Origin of the sequence: Psychrobacter sp. KCTC 72983 (assembly GCF_014280455.1) — a bacterium.
GTDB classification, from domain to species: Bacteria; Pseudomonadota; Gammaproteobacteria; order Pseudomonadales; family Moraxellaceae; genus Psychrobacter; species Psychrobacter pacificensis.
In genome coordinates, this window is sequence record NZ_CP060390.1 from 1,941,650 (window position 1) to 1,960,837 (window position 19,188).

Below are 19,188 nucleotides of genomic sequence, written 5' to 3' on the forward strand. Positions count from 1 at the left end.
AGAACTATTGGCATTATTGCCATTTATGAGTCCTGATCGAGCACAGATCGTCATCTCGTCGTTTTGGCCAATGCTCAAAGGCGGTATCTATTATTCGATACCGCTGGCATTGATCTCGTTTTCTATCGGTATGGCGATTGCCCTGACCGTTGCTTTGATTCGAATTGTACCGCGTACTGGTTGGTTCCATGAGATCATTTATCGATTGGCTCGTATCTATGTATCCGCGATTCGGGGTACACCGATGCTGGTTCAGCTGTTTATTATTTTCTACGGTTTACCAAGTGTGGGCGTCAAGCTCGACCCGTTTCCCTCAGCGATCATTGCATTCTCGCTCAATATTGGTGCTTATGCATCAGAGACGGTGCGCGCCTCGATTTTGTCGATTCCAAAAGGGCAATGGGAAGCGGGTTCAACTGTCGGCTTGACGTATTTACAGACATTTCGTCATGTGATTTTACCGCAAGCGCTGCGCGTGTCAGTGCCGCCATTGTCTAATACCTTTATCAGCTTGGTAAAAGACACTTCACTTGCATCACTGGTATTGGTCACTGAGCTGTTTAAACAAGCGCAGATCATCACAGCTCGTAACTATGAATTTATGCTGGTGTATACCGAAGCGGCGATTATTTATTGGGGTATCTGTCTGTTCTTGACCTTTATCCAAGGCAAGCTTGAGACTCGATTAGACCGTTACGTGGCAAAGTAAGTCATAGCTGAGCTGCTTGACAAGAGCGCTTAGCAACCGACCATCGTACATATAGACCAGTACAATAGGAATTTTTATGATCAAAGTCACTAATATTCATAAAGCCTTTGGTGGCAATCAGGTGCTAAAAGGCATCGACTTGACCATCAATAAAGGTAAAGTGGTCGTCATATTAGGACCTTCAGGCTCGGGTAAAACCACGTTTTTGCGCTGTCTCAATGCGCTGGAGATTCCTGATAAAGGTGTCATTGCATTTGATGATGACAGCTTAAAAGTTGACTTTGCAACTAAGCCAAGCAAAAAAACGCTGCTCGCTTTGCAGCGCAAATCAGGTATGGTATTTCAGTCTTATAATTTGTTTCCGCACAAGACTGCGATCGAAAATCTCATGCTCGGCCCGACAGTGGTACAAGGTAAAAACAAGGCTGAGATGCGTAAAGACGCGCTGGTATTGCTTGAAAAAGTCGGACTGGCGGACAAAGCTGAGCTGTACCCGTTCCAGCTATCTGGTGGTCAGCAGCAGCGTATTGGGATTGCTCGTGCGCTCGCGATTGAGCCTTCATTGTTATTGTTTGATGAGCCAACGTCTGCACTAGATCCAGAGCTGGTACAGGATGTCCTTGAGACGATGAAGCAGCTTGCCTCTGAGGGCTGGACGATGGTCGTGGTCACTCACGAAATTAACTTTGCCCGTGACGTTGCCGATCATGTAGTCTTGATCGAAGACGGCGTTGTAGTCGAAGAGGGCAGCGCTAAGCAGCTGTTTGAAGACTCAACGCATCCGCGTACGCAGGCATTTTTGCAGCGTATCGAGCAGTAAGCGATTTATATCGTTGCAATATGTTTAGTTAGAAAGAAGCCCATTGAGGGTTTTTTTTGTGTTTATAATTTTAGTTTGACGGTTTTGGATAAATTTTATATAGCCTCTGTTAGCGTAGATACAGCAAGCGAGAAAAATACCTTTTTTAAAAGCCAAGTCGGTAAGGTTAAGAATACATATACTCATACTTGACTATTCTAAGCATCATAGCCACCTTAACAAAATAGTAATATATTAAAACTTTTTTTTATTTATATTGATGTTTTAATAAAGTTAAAAACACTCTTAACCTAGTGCTTAAAGGAGCTGGTTTGAATATTCGTAACGTATCAATTTTCTTTTGCGTTTTGTTGACTGCTTGTCAAGTTACAACCTCTCCTTCGAAAGACATGAAAGTAGCAAAGGACTATTCTCAAAGTACTATGCCTTTAGTTCATTACTCTTCTACTAGTGGTCAGGGTTTATTTTATACTTACCCTTTCAATTTTTCCGATCTCAATGAGAGTGAAATTTTACAAGGTGTAAATGTACAGCTTAAATACGAAAATGAATGTATTTATTTCCAGTATGGCCCACACAAAGCCGTACCGCTGCTACCATACGGGGTTTCGAGCTGGGATAAAAAGAATCAGACTTTAAAATATTTTAATGTCATTTACCAAGTAGGCGATACTATAAGCGCTGGAGGGACTCTAACTTCTAAAGATAATCCTAACGGCTATATTCTAAAAGGCTTAAAAACCACACCTTCAGATAAGTGCAACTTGGATAAGATCTTAGTTTTATTTGGATTGCCAGATGGAAGAGCGTTGCATGATAAATAGTTCTAATTCATAGATTATAAATGATCATTTTAATTTAACTTGAAGTTTATACCATTAATCAAGCCTATCTATTGCGTCGTTTTTTAATCCAAATTTGGCTATCGCACCCTGCCAGACAACCAAATAATAAGGCTAGACCGTTTGCCGTCTTTTAAGCCAGCGAGGAACGCGCGTGGTCGTGCCATTGACCACTGCATTTAACAACGCCGCCAGCAAAATCAGTGTCACGCCCAGATATTGAATCCAAGACAAAGCTTGATGTAGCAGTATCATTGCCAGCGCAATCGCCGTCAACGGCTCAAAAATCGTAAAAACAGACGCACGAGAGGCGGGCAGCTTCTCTAATGCTTTCATATAAAGGCCAAAGGGCACGACAGTACCCAAGAGCGATAGTCCTAATACATAACCCCAAGTCGATAACGGCAAGGTAACTAGCTGCGCGTACGTCTGATACGTTTCAGGCAGTAGTAGCAGCCCGCACGCGCTGATGACCACAGAGGTAAAAAACACCAAAGGAGCGGGATGCGCGTCATGCATCGCGCGCTTACCGAGTACGCCGTATAGTGAGTAGCACATCCCTGCTGCCAATCCGAGCAAAACACCCCAATTGACCTCCGCTTGCTCACCCAGCATCGTCAACCCAACCCCAAAAACCGCCATGAATGCCAGCGCGATAGATTTTCGCGTAATGGACTCACTGAGCAAAAACTTTGAGAATAACAAGCTAAACACAGGCGCGGTATAAAGCAAAGCCACCGCAGGGCCCGCGCCAACATAACTGACAGCAAAAAAATAGCAGACGGACATCCCCAGCACACCAATCAAGGACTGAAGTGCTAGCCCAAACCACTGCTTGGGTCGTAGTTTGATCAGCTGTGGCCATAGGGTCGGTAGCATGGCTAAGATAATCACTGCTGCCGTCACAATGCGTAATATCGTGACTTGCCAACCACTAAAGCCCATTTGATTGAGGTAGGTTGAGAATATCCCAAGCGTCCCCCAGCAGGTTGCCGCGGTGATGATTTGGACAATGCCCATCCATGACTGATGCGAGTGTATCGCCGCTGTACTGTCGATATTTGCCATAATGGTTTCTTCTTACGATCTAAATGACATTGGGCTATAGTCAATCAATATTAAAAGTGGTACAAGGCGGACGAGTGCAAGTGCTACAGTAGTAGGCTAAACGAGTCTAACGCTGTAACATTTTAATAGTGGTTCGACTATATTGCTAAAGCGCCTGTGATGTAAAGGCACCAAGCCATACTGCAATAAGAAAAGACAACCGGTTCAAGGGCTGTCTTTTGTTTGTTATTTCAGTCTATCATTAAAAGATTATAAACTGCTACTAGGGCGTGGTCTAAATTCAATCGACTGTCATTTAAAATGGAAGACATGGCTAGATAGTAGCATTTACACCTGCAGTAAAAAATTACTCAGCAACCGCTTAGCGCCTTCAGTAGCAAAGGATTCAGGGTGAAATTGTACGCCTTGGATTGGGTATTCTTTGTGCTTTAGTCCCATAATCTCATCGCCCGTCAGCGCAGATTCATCAAAGCTTAAATCAGCACGGTTCTCATTGGCGACAACTGAGGTGATCGTTAGGCAGCTTGGGATGGTATCGGCTTTTACCACCAGTGAGTGATAGCGCATGATTTCAAGCGCTTGCGGCAAGTCCTGATAGATACCCTTACCATCATGGCGAATCGATGAGACCTTGCCATGCATCGGCACACTAGCGCGTATCACATCGCCGCCGAACACATGCGCGATACCTTGCATACCGAGGCACACGCCGAGTATTGGCACAGTTTTGCCCAGTTTCTCGATGACCTCGCTACATATACCAAAATAGGCAGGATCATCAGGGGAACCAGGGCCAGGTGAAATGATGATTCTATCAAGATTCATTGCTTCTACCTCTGCGAGGGTAATCTCATTATTGCGCTTCACGGTGACGCTGGTTTCTTTATCATCGCTCAAGGTTTGCAGAATCTCGCCGACATATTGGTACAGATTGAAGGTAAACGAGTCGTAGTTATCGATAATTAAAACATTCATGGGTCATAAACTCTTTGATAAAAATAGGGGTGATTATGGTTGCATAAAGCTGTCTAATACGACTTTCATCGCCGACAGTTTACGCTGAATCTCTAGATACTCATCCTCTGGGTTTGAGTCATAGACATTGCCGCCGCACGTTTGTGCGTAGGCTGACTCGCCACTGATAAATAGGCTACGAATTGGAATGGCAAAAATACAATCACCATTGAAGTTAAATGAACCCAGCGCGCCGCCATACGCACCGCGCCCATCGGGCTCCAGCTCATTAATCACCTTAATAGCTTCTACTTTAGGAGCGCCTGATAACGTACCAGCGGGGAAGTTGCTGGCAAGGGCACTGAACATATCTTCGTCAGGGTGCAAGATGCCGACGATCTCAGAGGAGATATGCTGTACGTGCGAGAAGCGTTTGATATCCATCAAACTACGCACTTTTACCGTGCCAAATCGTGCCACGCGGCCGATATCGTTGCGATGCAAGTCGACTAACATATTGTGCTCGGCAATTTCTTTGTCATCGTTGAGTAGGGCGCGAGCAAGTTTGCGATCTTCGACCACATCGACGCCGCGCTTGGCAGTACCTGCGAGTGGGTAAGTTTCCATCTCGCCTTGACGCAAGCGAAACAGTAGCTCAGGGGAAGCACCAATGATGCACTGCTGAGCAAATTTCATAAAATACATGTGCGGCGAGGGGTTCACGGTACGCAATTTTTCGTAGATGGGCATTTTGTCGCCAGCAATACGATATTTGGACTTAAAGCCAACCTCACACTGAAAGATACGACCAGAGATGATGTCTTCTTTGACCTGCATCACTACCTTGGCATGCTCCTCTTGACTCATACCATCGCCCAAAAATTCAACGGTGGGCGCTTCGTAACTGGGAACTGGCTCATCAAGTAGGGCTTTGATTTGCTCGATACGATTATTCTGCTGAGCGGTTGGATAATAAAAGTAGAAAATCTCACCCGTCATTTTATCGAGCGTCAATCCATCTAAATAGACACCAAATTTAAATGGCTCAAAGTCGTCACTGGCTTTGGCTGTCAGGCTGGGCTCAAAAAAATTCACACAGTCATAGCCCAAATAACCGACGAGACCGCCACTTTGATCACGCGCGATGACGTGCTGCGGCGTGATGGCGCGGAGCAATTGATAAGGATTGTCAGTTTGATAACGAGTCGTTTCAGCCGTTTTATTGTCCGTGATAGCGAGCGTATTACGGTCAAGCGCAGCGATGGTCATCACAGGATCAAAGCCGATGGCATGGTGGCGTGAGATATGACTGTCTTCGCCCAATGACTCGAGCAAATAACAGGTGTCAAAAGCGCTCTCAATACGTTTGAATAATGCAAAAAAATCGATATCTTGCGTGAGCTTGATACGTTGTGGTTTGCTCGGGATATCAATCGGTGCAGGTTGGGTATGTATGGGCGTACTAGCAGTCATAATAAAGTCCAAAATGGTTCAAATATGTGTCAATCAACAATTAATAAAGTAATGAGGAAAAGGGTAAACGGTATTGGGATCGGTGGTTTAAGACCGTTCTCTATGGGTCGCAAGTAATGCACTCACATCATGGCTGTGCATGGCTCTAGCACCGCGAGAGACAGTCGCAATACCAACGCCCAGTTGCTCAGAGATATCACGCTGCGTGATACCTCGATCAAGCAAGTCAAAGATACGAATGCGGTTAGCAATGTCGTGCTGCTCTTTATCTGTCAGCAGGGCACTGAGTAGCTTTTCAATCTCTGTGCTATCAGTACAGTTTGCCAGATGACTCAGTAAGCTGTGATAAGGGTCGGTACTCATAATCGTGGTCTTAATCAAATAAAGTTTTCATCAAAAAACAGTCAGGATAGCCATGATACTTTTGGCTTGTATCAGCATTCTAGTACAGTAGTACAAGAAATACAAGTGATGAGCTAAGTTAATAGCAGGCTGCTATAGACGTGATGATAGAAGTGATGATTTTTAAGCTTTGTTTATATAGATTCAACTCGTGGTTAGCATCATATTCGATAGCATATTTATAGTTAGTACCAAACGTTGCTGCGTTGTATTGCTACGTCCACCTGGCGTACTAAGTACTAGAATTGAGAATGTATGATATTAATTATTGCCAAATTGTTAATACTTAGTTATTATGCCTCTCTTTATCTAAACGCTAATCATTATCATTAGTATTAATAGTGTTATTTGCACGACATGATTGAGTGTTTTTAAGGTAATGAATCTTCTGATAGGCGTTATTTTCAGGACTATTCGATGATAGGTTTTAAAAATAATTCTAATTTTTGACAGTAAATAAAGTGAGTAGATGTGTTATGCGCGAAGTAAAGTTATCTAGCAGATTGACTGTGCTATCTATGGGTGTAGCAGCGGTATTGTGTGCACAAGCTGCCAGTGCTGCAACGGCAGCAGATATGCCAAATACGACGTTGCAAACGATTACCGTGACAGCAAATAGCTCTGTCCGCGATAGTGTACAAGAAGACTCTGTCTATATAGATGACTATACGCCAGCAGCTCAAGCAAGCCATCTGAGCGATTTTCTGGACGTCGTACCGGGGGTAAGCGTAGGCGGTACCTCATCAGTCAACCAACGTATTCGTGTACGTGGTCTTGATGATACCAACCTAAAAGTAACGATTGATGGCGCACGTCAAGAAGGCGCGTTGTTCTACCACATGGGTGATGTCACGATTGATCCAGATCTGCTAAAACAAGCAGAGGTGTCGGTAGGCAATAACTCAGTGACGCTCGGTAATGATGCTATCGGCGGTGCGGTTGCTTTTGAGACAGTCGACGCGGCAGATTTACTTAAGCCTGGTCAAAAAGTAGGTGCTAAGCTGCATGCAGGCTACGGCAGCAACAATGATGAACTGCTAACCTCAGCTACTGTGTATGGTGCGCCAACAGAAAATGTTGATTTACTGGCTTATTATGGCAAACGTGATGCTAATGCTGGTGAAGATGGTAAAGGCCGTAAAATCCAAACGGAAGATAGCGAAGGCGAAAACATCTTATTAAAAGCGGGTGCGTATGTCGGTAGTGATCATCATGTGGGCGCTAGCTTTAGCCGTACTGAAAACAAAGGCAAGTTCCCATTACGTCCAGATTTTCCTGCTGGTGGTTGGAACCCAATCATCCCGCAGGAAGTCAAACGCGATACCTATGCGCTTGACTACGCATACAGTCCTGCCAACCAGTTGGTCAATGTAGACGCCAATGTATATCAGACCAGCACGCAGATTTTGCGTAACTCTGATGGCGTACCTGGGTTTGAGTTTGATGCGGAAGTCAAAACCACAGGCGGCAAAATACAGAACACCAGTATCGTTGATAGCACTATTATCAATGGTTTGCCAGGGACTCATAAGTTCATCGCTGGGGTTGAGCATTACAAAAAAGAATCTGAGATGACACGTGATTTTGGCAAAGCGAGCACTGATGAGGCAACCAATACCTCAGTCTATCTGGAAGACCAATGGCAGATGGGCAAGCTTAGTTTAACGCCAGGCGTCCGCTATGACCGTTATGAATCTCCAGAGTACGTATCGGCTGGCAAGACTTACGACAATGTCGTTGGCGCATTGGCCGCCAGTTATGAGATTGCACCGCGTACCCAGCTATTTGCGAGCTATACGCAGTTATTTAATGGCCCAGATCTTAGCCAAACGATCTTTAATTCCGACGGTGTTGATACCTATGTAAACAATGACCTAAAAGCAGAAGAAGGTGACAATGCAGAAGTCGGTATTGCGACAACGCTGCGTGGTTTGACCATGGCTGATGACTCTTTAAAACTGAGCGCTAAGTACTTTGAAACCAATATCGAAAACTATATTGAGTTCGTACGTGCAGGTGGCAGTAGAACTGGTATGAATTGTACCACTGGGCAACTAGGTACAAGTGCTGCCCCTGAAGCCTGCCAAGGTGTCATCAACAATGACGAAGATTTTAAGATCAAAGGCGTAGAGTTATCAGCTGATTATCGCGCAGATAATTTCAACATGGGTCTAAGCTATGCTCGTGCACGTAGCAAAGGCGAAGATACGGGTTACAATATCTCTTCTGTCAGCGGCAGTGGCTCAGAGTCTGGTGACAAGTACATGGTCAATCTTGGTTACGCTCCAACCAGCACCACCGAGCTTGGCTGGCGCAGTACTTATGTCGCCGATGTGACACCAAATACCGCCGGTGATGACAACGAAAAACCAGGCTATGACGTGCATGATATCTTTATGACTTATGCACCAACTCAAATCGAAGGTCTAAAGGCCACGCTAGGTGTCTACAATATCTTTGATGAGACTTATGCAAGTCATGCATCTCGCAACTCTATCGATGATGCCTATACTGATTTTGAGATGGGACGTAATATCAAAACGTCTTTAACGTATCAGTTCTAATATAGCTTATCTGGTTTGAGTCTAATCGTACTTATAGAGTCAGCTGTCTGTACATGGGAGCTGGCTTTTTATTGCCTACTGGCTTTTGGATTGGCTATAGCAGCAATGACGTGCTAATGGATAAATACCTACCCAAACAACATATAATAAAGAACCAAGACCAATGATTACATTCAATCCTCGTCAAGCCTGCTTGTGGATTCATCGTTATACTGGGCTTGCTATGGCAGCCTTTTTAATCATTGCCAGTCTCACGGGTGCGCTGCTCGCTTTTCATCATGAGTTAGATGACTTGTTTAACCATAAACTGGCGCGTGTCGAGGCACAAAACACGCCGATACAGTCTGTCGCTGCGCTGCATGATAGTGTGATCCGTACCTATCCGCAGTATGGTTTTTCAAGTTTGCCGACGACCATTGAGGCGGGCAAGTCAGCGGTGTTTTCGGTAGACAGATGGCGCGGCAATGCCAGTTTAGACGCACCTGAGCCAACCTTCCATGAGGTGTATGTTGACCCTTATACCGGCGCGATTATCGGTACGCGTGATAAGGAGGCATGGGCATGGCATAACACCATGTGGAAGGTGTTTTGGCTGCATCGTGATTTATTGCTGGGTAATATTGGTAAATGGCTTTTGGGCATCGTCTCGCTAGTTTGGACGATTAATTGCTTTATTGGCTTTTACTTAACGTTTCCTCGAGCAGTCAAATCGAGTCAGTCAAAACAAGTCTCTAGCAAAAAACGCGCCTCGCTGTTTAAGCGCTGGCTACCTGCATGGAAAATTCGCCGCAAGACCAATACCTTTAAGCTTAACTATGATGTGCATCATGCTTTTGGTCTGTGGCTATGGGTGATGCTGTTTGTCATCGCTTGGTCAAGCGTTGGGTTTAATTTAAAACCCGTTTATCAGCCTGTGATGCAGGCAGTGGTCGGACTGACGCCAAGAGAAAGAGGGCAACCGCCAACCAAGCCTGAACCGAATAAAACAGTAGAAAATCAGGGTAGGGCAGATAAGTCTATAAACTCAAATACGACTGTTAACGATAGCCGCAATACAGCGGATGCCATTGCTCAAGCAGTCAATAAGAGTAACAGCATTGCCTATCTGAGTGCCCAAGCCGATATTGCGGCGCGGCAGAATGGCACGGCTGTACAGCAGTTATTGGGTATCCGCTGGGTTGCAGAGGACGAGCAATGGCAAATGCGTTTCAAAACAGATAGAGATATTGGTATACACAGCGGCGCGTCATCTATTACGGTTGATGCTGCCACAGGAGAGGTTGCGCGTGTTAGTTTTGGTTATCAAAGCGGTTTTGGTAACAAAGTAGACCAATGGCTGTCAACGCTGCATATGGGACATGTCGGTCAAGGTTGGAGCCATCGACTGTATCAAGCATTTTTGGCAATGATTGGACTGGCAGTTGCGGTGCTATCAGGGACAGGTGTGTATCTATGGTGGAAAGGCCGACAGCAGCGTTTAAAGGCGTTGCAAAAGCTCAAATAGATATTAAAACATAAAATTGATGTGCTCAATATAGTGCTAGTACCAATGTACTAGCATTATATTGAGCTTTTTTACATAAGAAGAAGTGGGGTTTTACACCGTATCAACAATCACAGGACGACCCTGATGATTGAGCACAGTCACATCGACATTGTATAAATCTTTCATTGTCTCTTGAGTAATAACATCAGCAGGGCGACCAACAGCCATCACTTCTCCTGCTTTCATTGTAACGACCGTATCGGCAAATTGTGCTGCTTGATTGATATCATGTAGGACGATCACCACGGTTTTTTGCTGGCTGTGGCTAAGCGTACGTAGCTCACGCATGAGTCGACCAGCATGATACATATCTAGGTTATTGAGTGGCTCATCAAGCAATAGATAGGGCGTATCTTGGCAGACAATCATCGCAATCAGCACGCGCTGACGCTGTCCACCTGATAGCGTTGACAAGAAACGCTCGGCAAGTGGCTCAAGCTCAAAGCGTTCGAGGATTTCCTGTACTTTTTGCTGATCTTCTGCGGTTGGTTGTCCTTGATGATAAGGGTAACGACCAAACATCAGCAGCTCATGCACGCGCAGTCGTCCTTGTACATGGTTGTCTTGTCCGAGCATCGCGACCGTCTTGGCAAGTGTGCGCGCCTGACAACTGACAATATCACGTTCCTCATTATCTACAGCGAAGCTCACTTGCCCAGATTGCAGTGGTTGCAAGCGAGCCATGACAGAAAACAACGTCGATTTTCCAGCGCCGTTAGGCCCAATCAAAGCAATGACCTGCGCCGTTGGTAGAGACAGCGTAATGTCATGCAAGATTTTTTGTTTGCCAATATGGTGAGAGATATTATTCAGTTTAATCATAATCGTCTTATTTAAAAAGTCTTAGGGCTTTCTTTATCAACAGCATCAGCTAAATAAACAATGTCGGCTAAGTCGTTATAACGAACGGCGCTGGGACATAAATATCAATGCCAAGAACACGAGGCCACCTGCGAGCTCTATCACAACGGACAATACGCCTGCCATATCTAGCACTTGCTCAAAGAGTGTCTGACCCAACACCAAGCAAATCATAGCGACCAAACTGACCAATATCAGCCGCTCAGTATGATACATGTGTCGAGCGATACGATTGGTCAATGCACAAACCAATAGACCAAAGAAAGTCACTGGACCGACCAGTGCAGTGGCTGTGGCGACTAACACTGCGATAACAGTTAATAGGCCAAATGCCAGACGTTGATAATGGATACCAAGGTTAATGGCTTGGGCTTGTCCGAGCATTAGCACATCGCATTGGTAACGCCAGCGCCAGACAAACACCGCAGTGATGACACAGATAAATAGGCTAATGCCTAATAGCTGAGGATTGACCGTATTGAACTGCGCGTAGCTAGCGGACTGTACGACCACAAAATCATCGGGGTTAATCAGCCGTGCAATGAGTGCTGATAAACTGCGGAACAACACACCAAAGATAACGCCCACCAATATCAAGCGTGTCAGATCCTGACTGCTTTTAGAAAATAATAGCTTAAATAATAACAAAGATGCCCCAAACATCAGGACAATCTCTAGCGTGAACTTGGCAATAGGATCGAGACTGGTAAAACTAATCGCCCCTAAAAAGAAAACCAGTAAGCTTTGTAGCAAAATATAGAGCGAATCAAATCCGAGTAGGGAGGGCGTTAGAATTGGATTGTGAGTCAACGTTTGAAACAATAACGTCGACACGCCAATCGCATAGCCAACCACCATCAGTGCCAGCAGTTTTTTGCCGCGTAGCGGTAGCGCAAAGTCCCAATAGCCATTGACATTGAGTGTCATAAACAAGGTCATCGAGATCAGTAGAATAATAGCTGCAATAGATTTCGGATGCGCAGCTATCCATGCCCAAAGCTTTGCCAACTGACCTTGGGCAGCAGCTGAATACTGACCATCTGCTGCAGATGAGTTATCTATCGCTGTGTTGGTTTCCGTAGAACGAGCCTTTGTGGCACTAAGCTTAGTTGATGAGAACATAAATAAATCCTATGATGCCAAGCTTAGCTAAATAAGGCAAAAAATGAACGACGGTAAGTGAGTGGTTAATCGATTAAAGATTGCTGTTTTATTATTCAGCTTTATTGCTTAGTCTTATTGCTCAGCTGGCGCGCGCAGTAATAGCCATAAAAACAGCACTGTACCGACCACGCCAAATATGGTGGCAACAGGCACTTCAAATGGATAGCGAATCGAGCGACCGATAATATCGCACAGCAATACTGCTGAAGCGCCCAGTAGCGCGACTGCAGGCAAGCTACGACGCAACTTATCTCCCATCAGTCGGCTCACAATGTTTGGCACGACGAGGCCAATAAAAGGAATCATACCGACCGTCACGACGACAACGGCACTCATCATGGCAACCATCCCCACACCAATCCACGTCACTTGGCGCTTACTAATACCTAAGTTCAAGGCGATATTGTCACCCAAACCAACGATGGTTAGCTTATCTGCGATGATATAGGCGAGTACACACAGCGCGCCCGTGAGCCACAGCAGCTCATAACGACCTGCCAAGACGCCTGAGAAATCCCCAAACTGCCACACGCTGAGCATCTGTAGCGATTCGGTTTGATAGGCGATAAAGGTAGTGACTGCTTCGATAATGCCGCCGAAGACAATACCAATCAGTGGAACCATCAAAAAATCAGTCGGCGGAATACGGTGAATCAATAGCATAAATAGCATCATGCCGAATACAGCGGCGATGGTCGCTACGCTCATCTTCACAATGAGCGCACTGGCAGGAAATAGCAGACTGACTACCAGCAAACCGAGCGCGGCGCTTTGGGTCGCACCGACCATAGACGGCTCTACAAAGCGGTTTTTGAGCACCACTTGGATGACCATTCCTGCCACTGCCATCGCAATGCCCGTCAAAATAATCGCAACGGTGCGCGGGATACGGCTGACCAGTAGTAGCGAGCTATCAGAGTTTGCACTATGACTAATGATACTTTGTAAGATACCCGACCACGAAAAGTCAGCCACACCAATAGATAAGCTCAATAACACCAAAAGCCCCATGATAATGAGGCTTGCGGTGTTGATTAACCACGGTGGCATGGCAGCACGTCGATATTTCGAGCCTAAAGTATGGCTAGCGCTTCCTTGCCAATTTGATACTGGCAGAGAAGCGTTAGGTTTGAGCCTAGCACGAGCACGGTGTGAAAATAACGACATAATCTTTATTGGCTTAAAAATGAGCAAGGTTAACGGTAATAATTACCTACTTGTGAAACAATCGTTTGTATAGAGAACGACGTTATTTAGCGTTAGCAAAGGCATCTTTAATCGTTGTGAGATCCTGCATCCATTGGTAATAGCCACCAAACGCTAGGTAAGAGTCTGGGCTTAGATAAACCACTTGCTGCTTGCTCCAAGCGTTGGTTTGCGCGACCAGCGGATTGTCCAATACGGCTTTGGCACCGATACCATCTTCACCAATCGCGGCGCTGCGATCGATAACAAACAACCAGTCTGGGTTGGCTTTTTGGATATATTCAAAAGAGACCGGCTGTCCATGAGGGGCATCGGCAATTTGCTTATCTGCCATTGGCACATCTAGCACTGTATGGATAAACCCGTAACGAGATTTATCGCCATATGCTGACATTTTATTGCCATTAACCATAACGACCAGACCAGTGCCTTTATCTTTAGTGACACCCTTTGTCTCGTCGATAAGCGTATCTATGTCTTGTTGCAATCTAGCGGCCTGATCGCTTTTGCCAAACAACGCACCCAAATCATGCAAACGCTGCTTACTCGACTCATAAATATTAGCCGTGTCGATAGACATATCCAACGTCGGCGCGATGTTTGACAGCTCATTATACTTTTCTGCCATGCGTGAGCCCACCAATATTGCTTGTGGTTGCATGGCATTCAATGCCTCAAGATCTGGCTCAAACACAGTGCCGACCGCTTTTGGTTCAGGCTGCGTTTTTGAGTGTAAATTGTCTAACAGCAAACTGCCTGGCATACCGTCAACAGCCACATCTAGCGCTGCCAAGTCTTGCATCAAGGTCATGTCATAAACCACCAACGGTGAGGGACTCATTGCCAATTCAACATCACCCTTAACCGTATTCACCGTGATTTTTTCAGCAGATACGGCATCGTTATTGGCAACGTTTGCAGACTCATTGGCCGTTTGATTGGTAGCTGTCGCATCAGCTGATTCAGTCTCAGGCGAGCTACAACCTGTCACACTGATAGCAGTGACTAGAGCTGTCATCATCAATAATGGACGTTTAAAAATAGGAATAGTACGACGGTGTGATAATGGGGTAGTAGACATAAGGGACTCGGTATATCAGGATATTTAAGCAGTCTGTTAATAAGACAACTGCACAGGTAGCACAATAAAAATAGAAAATGATGAGAGCAGCTGAGCAGAGTAATGCTCATATTAAAAGGGTGCCGATAGAGCGCCTGTCAATTTTACTCTCTAGCCTTATTCTTTTGGGTTGAGCGTTTTATGGTTTGGATATTTTTATGCGCATCAGTTTTTGATCATGATACGGAAAAACCAAACAGCAGTTATGATAAAGTAGTTGAGACTCATTATCAATAATAATAATGATAATGATTTTTATTGGCGATAAGTATTTATCTAAAAGACTTATTAAAAAAGCGAGCTAAATACGGGCGAGATGGCAGTAATGCTCAATAGTTATAGGATATCTGTCAGAGATAAGAGGCAATGAGTTCACAAAGCAAAAAAAAATATTATAAATTATTATTGATAATAATTATCGTTTGCATTATTATCAACGCCATTCCACCTCGGATAATAAACATTAGGCTGTTATGAGTTCAACGGATTTAGAGACACCACCAACCAGATTGATACTGCTATCTCTTCTCGTAGTGGTAGGGTTGCATGTACTCACCGCAGTCGCCTTGGCGGTGATCAAAACGCCCAAACCACAGCTTGCGCCAAAAAAAGATATCACGCCTGTCGAAATAGAGTTTGTGACGTTACCTGCTAATAATGCAGTAGCGAAAGTAGAAACGAAAGAACCTGTGCAGCAGGTCAAAAAGGTCACCGTCAAAAAAGAAGTGCAACCTAAGCCTGTACAAAAGCCAAAAGCAGAGCCACCGCCTAAGAAGCGTGTCGAGACACCTATAGAACCAGCGAAGCCTGTGGTGAAAAAAGTATCTGAAACACCGCCAATCATCGCAACCGAAAAAACATCTACTGAGAGTAGTCAAAAGCCTGTACCAAAAGAAGCAGCACCCAAAAAGATCAGCTCAGAACCGATAGTCGATACATCGGCTGCTGCTCGAGCCAAAAAAGCCGCTCAAGAAGCACAAGACAGAGCAGCGCAAGAAGCTAAAAGAGTCGCGGATGCTAAGGCTGCGGCACAAGCAAAAGCTGCTAGAGAAGCAGAAGCCGCCGCCCAAGCACAAGCCGCTAGAGAAGCAGCTGAGGCAGCTGCAGAAGCTGCTGCTCGAGCACAGAGTAATGAGCCTGTGAGCTTTACTGCGAGCGCTGCCAATTGGGCCTCTGCGCCAAACTTTAGCTTTCCTGATCGTGCGGCACGTAGAGCGCGTTCAGGTGATACGCTCAACGTGGTATTGGTATTGCGTGTCAATAAACAAGGTGGTATCGATAGCGTGCGAGTGGCGCAGTCTTCAGGCAATACTTTGCTGGATAAAGAAGCCCAGCGTCAAGTACGCTCTGGCAAGTTCAAACCCTTTACCAAGAATGGCGCACCAGTGGTGGGCAATGTGACCTTGCCGATCAGCTATGTAGTTCCTTAAGTATTTATATTATATAACAACGTATTTATTGATAATCTTTCATAATAAGACAAGGCATGATACTCATTTTAGTAGCATGTGATGGCATAAAACATTAAGGAGTCTGATATGGACTTTATGCAATACTGGCAGATCAGCGACATGGTGACAAAGACGTTATTCTTTTTGTTACTTGCGTTATCTATTCTCTCTTGGGTGACAGGTATCGTCCGCGTATTGCAAAGTCGCAAACTGGCGACCAGTGTAGCAGATGACTTGAGTCAACAACTACAAGCAAAGCAGGCCGATTTGGTCGGCTCCGATGCTGCCGCTCGTCGTTTGGTCACTGAACAGACGTTACTCAAGCACATAGGGCGCTACCGTTTTGCGAGCGAGCGCGGCTTACCTATTCTTGGCACGACAGCCGCCATCGCGCCATTTATCGGCTTATTTGGCACGGTGTGGGGCATTTTCCACGCGCTGCATAATATTGGTATGAGTGGACAGGCAGGATTGGGACAAGTGGCAGGCCCCGTTGGTGAGGCACTAATTATGACGGGTCTTGGTATCGCTGTGGCTATTCCAGCTGTGGTGTTTTACAACCTAGCAGTACGTATCAATCGCCGTGTGATGTATCAAGCCAATGATAGAGCACATGATCTGTTGTCCGGGTCTGCTGAGCCTGTGCCATCGTCTACCAACCCAAATGTAGGCGCGACATCGGTGCAGGCGGTTAAAGGCAATCGCTCAAATACTATCGATGCAGCAGTAGACACGCAGCAAGCGCGCCACTACAGCAGCTCTGTGGCAGAATAAAAAAGCACCTCTTGGCGGCATGACAATAAACACAAGTATTGAGAATAATTATGGCATTTCAACTGGGTGATGATGACATTCAAGGTATGAATGAGATGAACCTCATTCCGCTTATCGATATCATGCTGGTATTGATGATTATCTTTTTATTGACAGCGACCGTGCTGAATCCGACGGTTCCTTTAGATTTGCCAAAGACCAGTGCTGAGGTCAATCAAACGCCGCCAGAAGCCATTCAAATCAGTATTGATAAAGACGCGGGGATATTTTGGGACAGCGATCCCATCAGCATGGAAGCGCTAGAGGCGCGTCTGCAAGAGCAAGGCGCAACCGGCAAAGATCCTTCAGTGCAACTACGCGCCGATAAAGAAGGTAAGTATGATACGGTCGCTCAGGTCTTGGCGGCTGCCAGTCAAGCAGGACTCACCAAGATTGCCTTTGTCAATGAATAATAGCAGCGATAAACGGTAGTAAGTAGTAATAAGCAGCGAAATGCAACGTCCGTTACAGCAAAAAATTGGCGATATAAATCAACAAGCCAATGAATAGCACGAGCGTCATAACAATAATAAGAACGATCAAAATAATAAGCTTCTCTCCGACCTCAGTGACGACTTAAACCTCAAATTAAGTCATCACTGAGGTTTTCTTTTTACCAGCCATAGCCAAATGGACGGTAGCCAAAGCCCAGATGTCCATAACCAAACGGATAAGGCGAGCGCAAGTAATCCAGATCGCGCTGACGGATATAGTAGTAGCGTCCTTGAGAGTAAGCTTCTTCTAATTTCTCAATACCTTCTAATGGACAGACTGGCTGCCAGTCATAGCCTTCGCGACCGAGCTTATAAGCGTTCAGCTCGGTACAGTAGTTTTTGAGACCTTGCTGTCGTCCTTGCTCCCACTGTATGCGGTTAGGACTGGCGCCTCCGACACTGGCGCAGCTGTTGGTATAGTGCCCGAAGTAAGCCCCTGAACGACCTTGTAGACCATCGGCATAACCGACTTCTTGCCAGTTACTGCTTTGACATTGCTGCGGGGTCAGGCTTTGGGTAGTGGCACAGCCTGACACTGTTAGCACGATTGCGCCAAGTAATGATAAGCTTATGCCAGTGTTGCTCAGGAGTTTACCTGTCAGCTTGCTAGGGATATAAGCGCTTGATGAGTTTGACTTAATAAGATAATTCATAATAAACCTGCGCGCGTTTAAAATTATGGTTTATCATAGCACTTTTTTACGCCGACCACTTTTTGTATCTGGTTTTTGTATGTGGCTATGCTACTGATGATTAGGTACGCTAAATGTCTGATTTAACAGTATAACTGACAAATAAAGAGTGAGCCATACAGCCAGTTTTTGAATAGTAGTTGAGTGGCAGTGCTTGATTTTTGCGGGTTCGAGCTCATTATAAGTCTTGCTATATCGTTATCTGTCATGTGAGTAGCAGCCAGTTCACGTTAACGATTTATAGGATAGTTATTTATAAAGCCGTTATTTTTACTGTTGGCGTAGACAGCGGTTATCAGCCGTAGCAGTTATATTGATATTGTTTAGCATCATTTTTATTTAGTTAAAAGGCCAGAGCATCATGGGAACATTGATTGGCGTTATCATTGTACTATTCGTCTTAGGGAGTATGATGGCGCTCAAACCGAATGGTATCGATCAGCGTTTAGACAAGCTGCGTATGACCGCACGCCGTTTGCAGCTTAATCCAAAGCTCGTTGCTTGCCCTGATTGGATCAAAGGTCGTGATAATGAATATGGCCGCGGTATGCTTGGACAGTATTGTCTGATATTAGAAGAAACCAAACTGCCGCACACACGCTATCAAGTGATCGATGGACAATGGCGACCAGATAGCAGTTTTGTTGATACCAGCGATGATGCAAAAACACTCCATATTCCAAGTGCCATTCGCTCTACGCAAAGCAGCAATAATGTGACGGTGAAAAAAACCGATTTTAGTTTGGACAAAGCGCCATTAGAGCTACCAGTGAGCATTGAGCCGTTTGTTAAAGGGCTGATGACCAAGGCAAATAGCATTATCATCTATTGGGAAGACATTGCTTACGTGCGCCCAAACTCTAATCCCACGTATCATCAGCAACGGATTGAGGCAGATCTGTTAGTGCTCAAAGCCAATCTTGAGAAGTGGGCGATACAAATGCAAAAAGACGCGAGAGGCTAGTAAAGCGCTTTTTTGTCTCCATTAACAGCCTATATACAAGCAGTT

18 protein-coding genes are annotated in these 19,188 nt (G+C 45.3%); 9 read left to right on the top strand and 9 right to left on the bottom strand.

Translation table 11 applies throughout. The features are described from left to right. The first annotated feature begins 25 nt into the window (after positions 1-25). The 3 genes from PSBA01_RS08315 to PSBA01_RS08325 all read left to right on the top strand — a co-directional run bounded on the left by PSBA01_RS08315 (position 26) and on the right by PSBA01_RS08325 (position 2,353). Positions 26-709, top strand: a complete 684-nt coding sequence (locus PSBA01_RS08315; protein ID WP_186475489.1) for an amino acid ABC transporter permease — start codon at positions 26-28, stop codon at positions 707-709. Positions 710-785: 76 nt separating this feature from the next. Continuing rightward, the gene (locus PSBA01_RS08320) at positions 786-1,529 is read left to right on the top strand and encodes an amino acid ABC transporter ATP-binding protein (RefSeq protein WP_058024436.1); all 744 of its coding nucleotides are present in this window, start codon (positions 786-788) and stop codon (positions 1,527-1,529) included. A gap of 311 nt (positions 1,530-1,840) precedes the next feature. Next, the gene (locus PSBA01_RS08325) at positions 1,841-2,353 is read left to right on the top strand and encodes a hypothetical protein (RefSeq protein ID WP_152978606.1); all 513 of its coding nucleotides are present in this window, start codon (positions 1,841-1,843) and stop codon (positions 2,351-2,353) included. A 132-nt stretch (positions 2,354-2,485) separates the two neighbouring features. Here PSBA01_RS08325 and PSBA01_RS08330 read toward each other — a convergent pair whose 3' ends face one another. From PSBA01_RS08330 to PSBA01_RS08345, 4 genes are all read right to left on the bottom strand, one after another. Continuing rightward, complete coding sequence (locus tag PSBA01_RS08330) at positions 2,486-3,439, bottom strand: DMT family transporter (RefSeq protein WP_186473863.1); 954 nt, start codon at positions 3,437-3,439, stop codon at positions 2,486-2,488. A gap of 327 nt (positions 3,440-3,766) precedes the next feature. Further along, a complete protein-coding gene (locus tag PSBA01_RS08335; RefSeq protein ID WP_186473865.1) occupies positions 3,767-4,414 on the bottom strand; it encodes an anthranilate synthase component II in 648 nt (215 codons plus the stop codon). Between the two features lie 33 nt (positions 4,415-4,447). Continuing rightward, on the bottom strand, positions 4,448-5,866 hold the full coding sequence (locus tag PSBA01_RS08340) for an anthranilate synthase component I family protein (protein WP_186473868.1): 1,419 nt from the start codon (positions 5,864-5,866) through the stop codon (positions 4,448-4,450). A gap of 87 nt (positions 5,867-5,953) precedes the next feature. Continuing rightward, positions 5,954-6,229, bottom strand: coding sequence for a Trp family transcriptional regulator (locus PSBA01_RS08345; protein WP_093070521.1), 276 nt, complete (start codon positions 6,227-6,229; stop codon positions 5,954-5,956). Between the two features lie 515 nt (positions 6,230-6,744). Here PSBA01_RS08345 and PSBA01_RS08350 point away from each other — a divergent pair. Together PSBA01_RS08350 and PSBA01_RS08355 are read left to right on the top strand one after the other, a co-directional pair. After that, a complete protein-coding gene (locus PSBA01_RS08350) occupies positions 6,745-8,832 on the top strand; it encodes a TonB-dependent receptor domain-containing protein (RefSeq protein WP_186473869.1) in 2,088 nt (695 codons plus the stop codon). A 163-nt stretch (positions 8,833-8,995) separates the two neighbouring features. Next, on the top strand, positions 8,996-10,336 hold the full coding sequence (locus tag PSBA01_RS08355) for a PepSY-associated TM helix domain-containing protein (protein ID WP_186473871.1): 1,341 nt from the start codon (positions 8,996-8,998) through the stop codon (positions 10,334-10,336). 93 nt (positions 10,337-10,429) lie between these two features. On the opposite strand, the gene PSBA01_RS08360 is transcribed toward PSBA01_RS08355, so the two are convergent. The 4 genes from PSBA01_RS08360 to PSBA01_RS08375 all read right to left on the bottom strand — a co-directional run bounded on the left by PSBA01_RS08360 (position 10,430) and on the right by PSBA01_RS08375 (position 14,690). Continuing rightward, entirely contained in the window at positions 10,430-11,200 is a 771-nt protein-coding gene (locus tag PSBA01_RS08360) for an ABC transporter ATP-binding protein (protein ID WP_186473877.1), read from the bottom strand. A 75-nt stretch (positions 11,201-11,275) separates the two neighbouring features. After that, positions 11,276-12,361 carry an iron chelate uptake ABC transporter family permease subunit gene (locus PSBA01_RS08365; protein WP_186473879.1) on the bottom strand — a complete coding sequence of 362 codons (1,086 nt, stop codon included), beginning with the start codon at positions 12,359-12,361 and terminating at the stop codon, positions 11,276-11,278. 114 nt (positions 12,362-12,475) lie between these two features. After that, entirely contained in the window at positions 12,476-13,453 is a 978-nt protein-coding gene (locus tag PSBA01_RS08370) for an ABC transporter permease (RefSeq protein ID WP_416383518.1), read from the bottom strand. Positions 13,454-13,652: 199 nt separating this feature from the next. Next, entirely contained in the window at positions 13,653-14,690 is a 1,038-nt protein-coding gene (locus PSBA01_RS08375; protein WP_186473883.1) for a siderophore ABC transporter substrate-binding protein, read from the bottom strand. Between the two features lie 512 nt (positions 14,691-15,202). Here PSBA01_RS08375 and PSBA01_RS08380 point away from each other — a divergent pair. The 3 genes from PSBA01_RS08380 (at position 15,203) to PSBA01_RS08390 (ending at position 17,406) form a co-directional block, all read left to right on the top strand. Beyond that, positions 15,203-16,159 (top strand): energy transducer TonB, encoded by a 957-nt coding sequence (locus PSBA01_RS08380; protein WP_186473885.1) that lies wholly within the window; start codon positions 15,203-15,205, stop codon positions 16,157-16,159. Between the two features lie 108 nt (positions 16,160-16,267). After that, positions 16,268-16,954 carry a MotA/TolQ/ExbB proton channel family protein gene (locus PSBA01_RS08385; RefSeq protein WP_186473886.1) on the top strand — a complete coding sequence of 229 codons (687 nt, stop codon included), beginning with the start codon at positions 16,268-16,270 and terminating at the stop codon, positions 16,952-16,954. Between the two features lie 50 nt (positions 16,955-17,004). Continuing rightward, positions 17,005-17,406 carry an ExbD/TolR family protein gene (locus PSBA01_RS08390; RefSeq protein ID WP_186473887.1) on the top strand — a complete coding sequence of 134 codons (402 nt, stop codon included), beginning with the start codon at positions 17,005-17,007 and terminating at the stop codon, positions 17,404-17,406. 200 nt (positions 17,407-17,606) lie between these two features. Here PSBA01_RS08390 and PSBA01_RS08395 read toward each other — a convergent pair whose 3' ends face one another. Next, on the bottom strand, positions 17,607-18,140 hold the full coding sequence (locus PSBA01_RS08395) for a DUF2799 domain-containing protein (RefSeq protein WP_186473888.1): 534 nt from the start codon (positions 18,138-18,140) through the stop codon (positions 17,607-17,609). Between the two features lie 400 nt (positions 18,141-18,540). Between PSBA01_RS08395 and PSBA01_RS08400 the strand changes: the two genes are divergently transcribed. Then, positions 18,541-19,143, top strand: a complete 603-nt coding sequence (locus tag PSBA01_RS08400; protein ID WP_071002153.1) for a hypothetical protein — start codon at positions 18,541-18,543, stop codon at positions 19,141-19,143. Positions 19,144-19,188 lie beyond the last annotated feature (45 nt).

What these genes read in the sequence shown, in the direction of transcription:
- PSBA01_RS08345 (WP_093070521.1), bottom strand. Translation starts at nt 6,229, where the DNA reads ATGAGTACCGACCCTTATCACAGCTTACTGAGTCATCTGGCAAACTGT.
- PSBA01_RS08370 (WP_416383518.1), bottom strand. Translation starts at nt 13,453, where the DNA reads ATGCCACCGTGGTTAATCAACACCGCAAGCCTCATTATCATGGGGCTT.
- PSBA01_RS08380 (WP_186473885.1), top strand. Translation starts at nt 15,203, where the DNA reads ATGAGTTCAACGGATTTAGAGACACCACCAACCAGATTGATACTGCTA.
- PSBA01_RS08355 (WP_186473871.1), top strand. Translation starts at nt 8,996, where the DNA reads ATGATTACATTCAATCCTCGTCAAGCCTGCTTGTGGATTCATCGTTAT.
- PSBA01_RS08350 (WP_186473869.1), top strand. Translation starts at nt 6,745, where the DNA reads ATGCGCGAAGTAAAGTTATCTAGCAGATTGACTGTGCTATCTATGGGT.
- PSBA01_RS08365 (WP_186473879.1), bottom strand. Translation starts at nt 12,361, where the DNA reads ATGTTCTCATCAACTAAGCTTAGTGCCACAAAGGCTCGTTCTACGGAA.
- PSBA01_RS08320 (WP_058024436.1), top strand. Translation starts at nt 786, where the DNA reads ATGATCAAAGTCACTAATATTCATAAAGCCTTTGGTGGCAATCAGGTG.
- PSBA01_RS08400 (WP_071002153.1), top strand. Translation starts at nt 18,541, where the DNA reads ATGGGAACATTGATTGGCGTTATCATTGTACTATTCGTCTTAGGGAGT.
- PSBA01_RS08395 (WP_186473888.1), bottom strand. Translation starts at nt 18,140, where the DNA reads ATGAATTATCTTATTAAGTCAAACTCATCAAGCGCTTATATCCCTAGC.
- PSBA01_RS08385 (WP_186473886.1), top strand. Translation starts at nt 16,268, where the DNA reads ATGGACTTTATGCAATACTGGCAGATCAGCGACATGGTGACAAAGACG.
- PSBA01_RS08390 (WP_186473887.1), top strand. Translation starts at nt 17,005, where the DNA reads ATGGCATTTCAACTGGGTGATGATGACATTCAAGGTATGAATGAGATG.
- PSBA01_RS08315 (WP_186475489.1), top strand. Translation starts at nt 26, where the DNA reads ATGAGTCCTGATCGAGCACAGATCGTCATCTCGTCGTTTTGGCCAATG.
- PSBA01_RS08335 (WP_186473865.1), bottom strand. Translation starts at nt 4,414, where the DNA reads ATGAATGTTTTAATTATCGATAACTACGACTCGTTTACCTTCAATCTG.
- PSBA01_RS08375 (WP_186473883.1), bottom strand. Translation starts at nt 14,690, where the DNA reads ATGTCTACTACCCCATTATCACACCGTCGTACTATTCCTATTTTTAAA.
- PSBA01_RS08360 (WP_186473877.1), bottom strand. Translation starts at nt 11,200, where the DNA reads ATGATTAAACTGAATAATATCTCTCACCATATTGGCAAACAAAAAATC.
- PSBA01_RS08340 (WP_186473868.1), bottom strand. Translation starts at nt 5,866, where the DNA reads ATGACTGCTAGTACGCCCATACATACCCAACCTGCACCGATTGATATC.
- PSBA01_RS08330 (WP_186473863.1), bottom strand. Translation starts at nt 3,439, where the DNA reads ATGGCAAATATCGACAGTACAGCGGCGATACACTCGCATCAGTCATGG.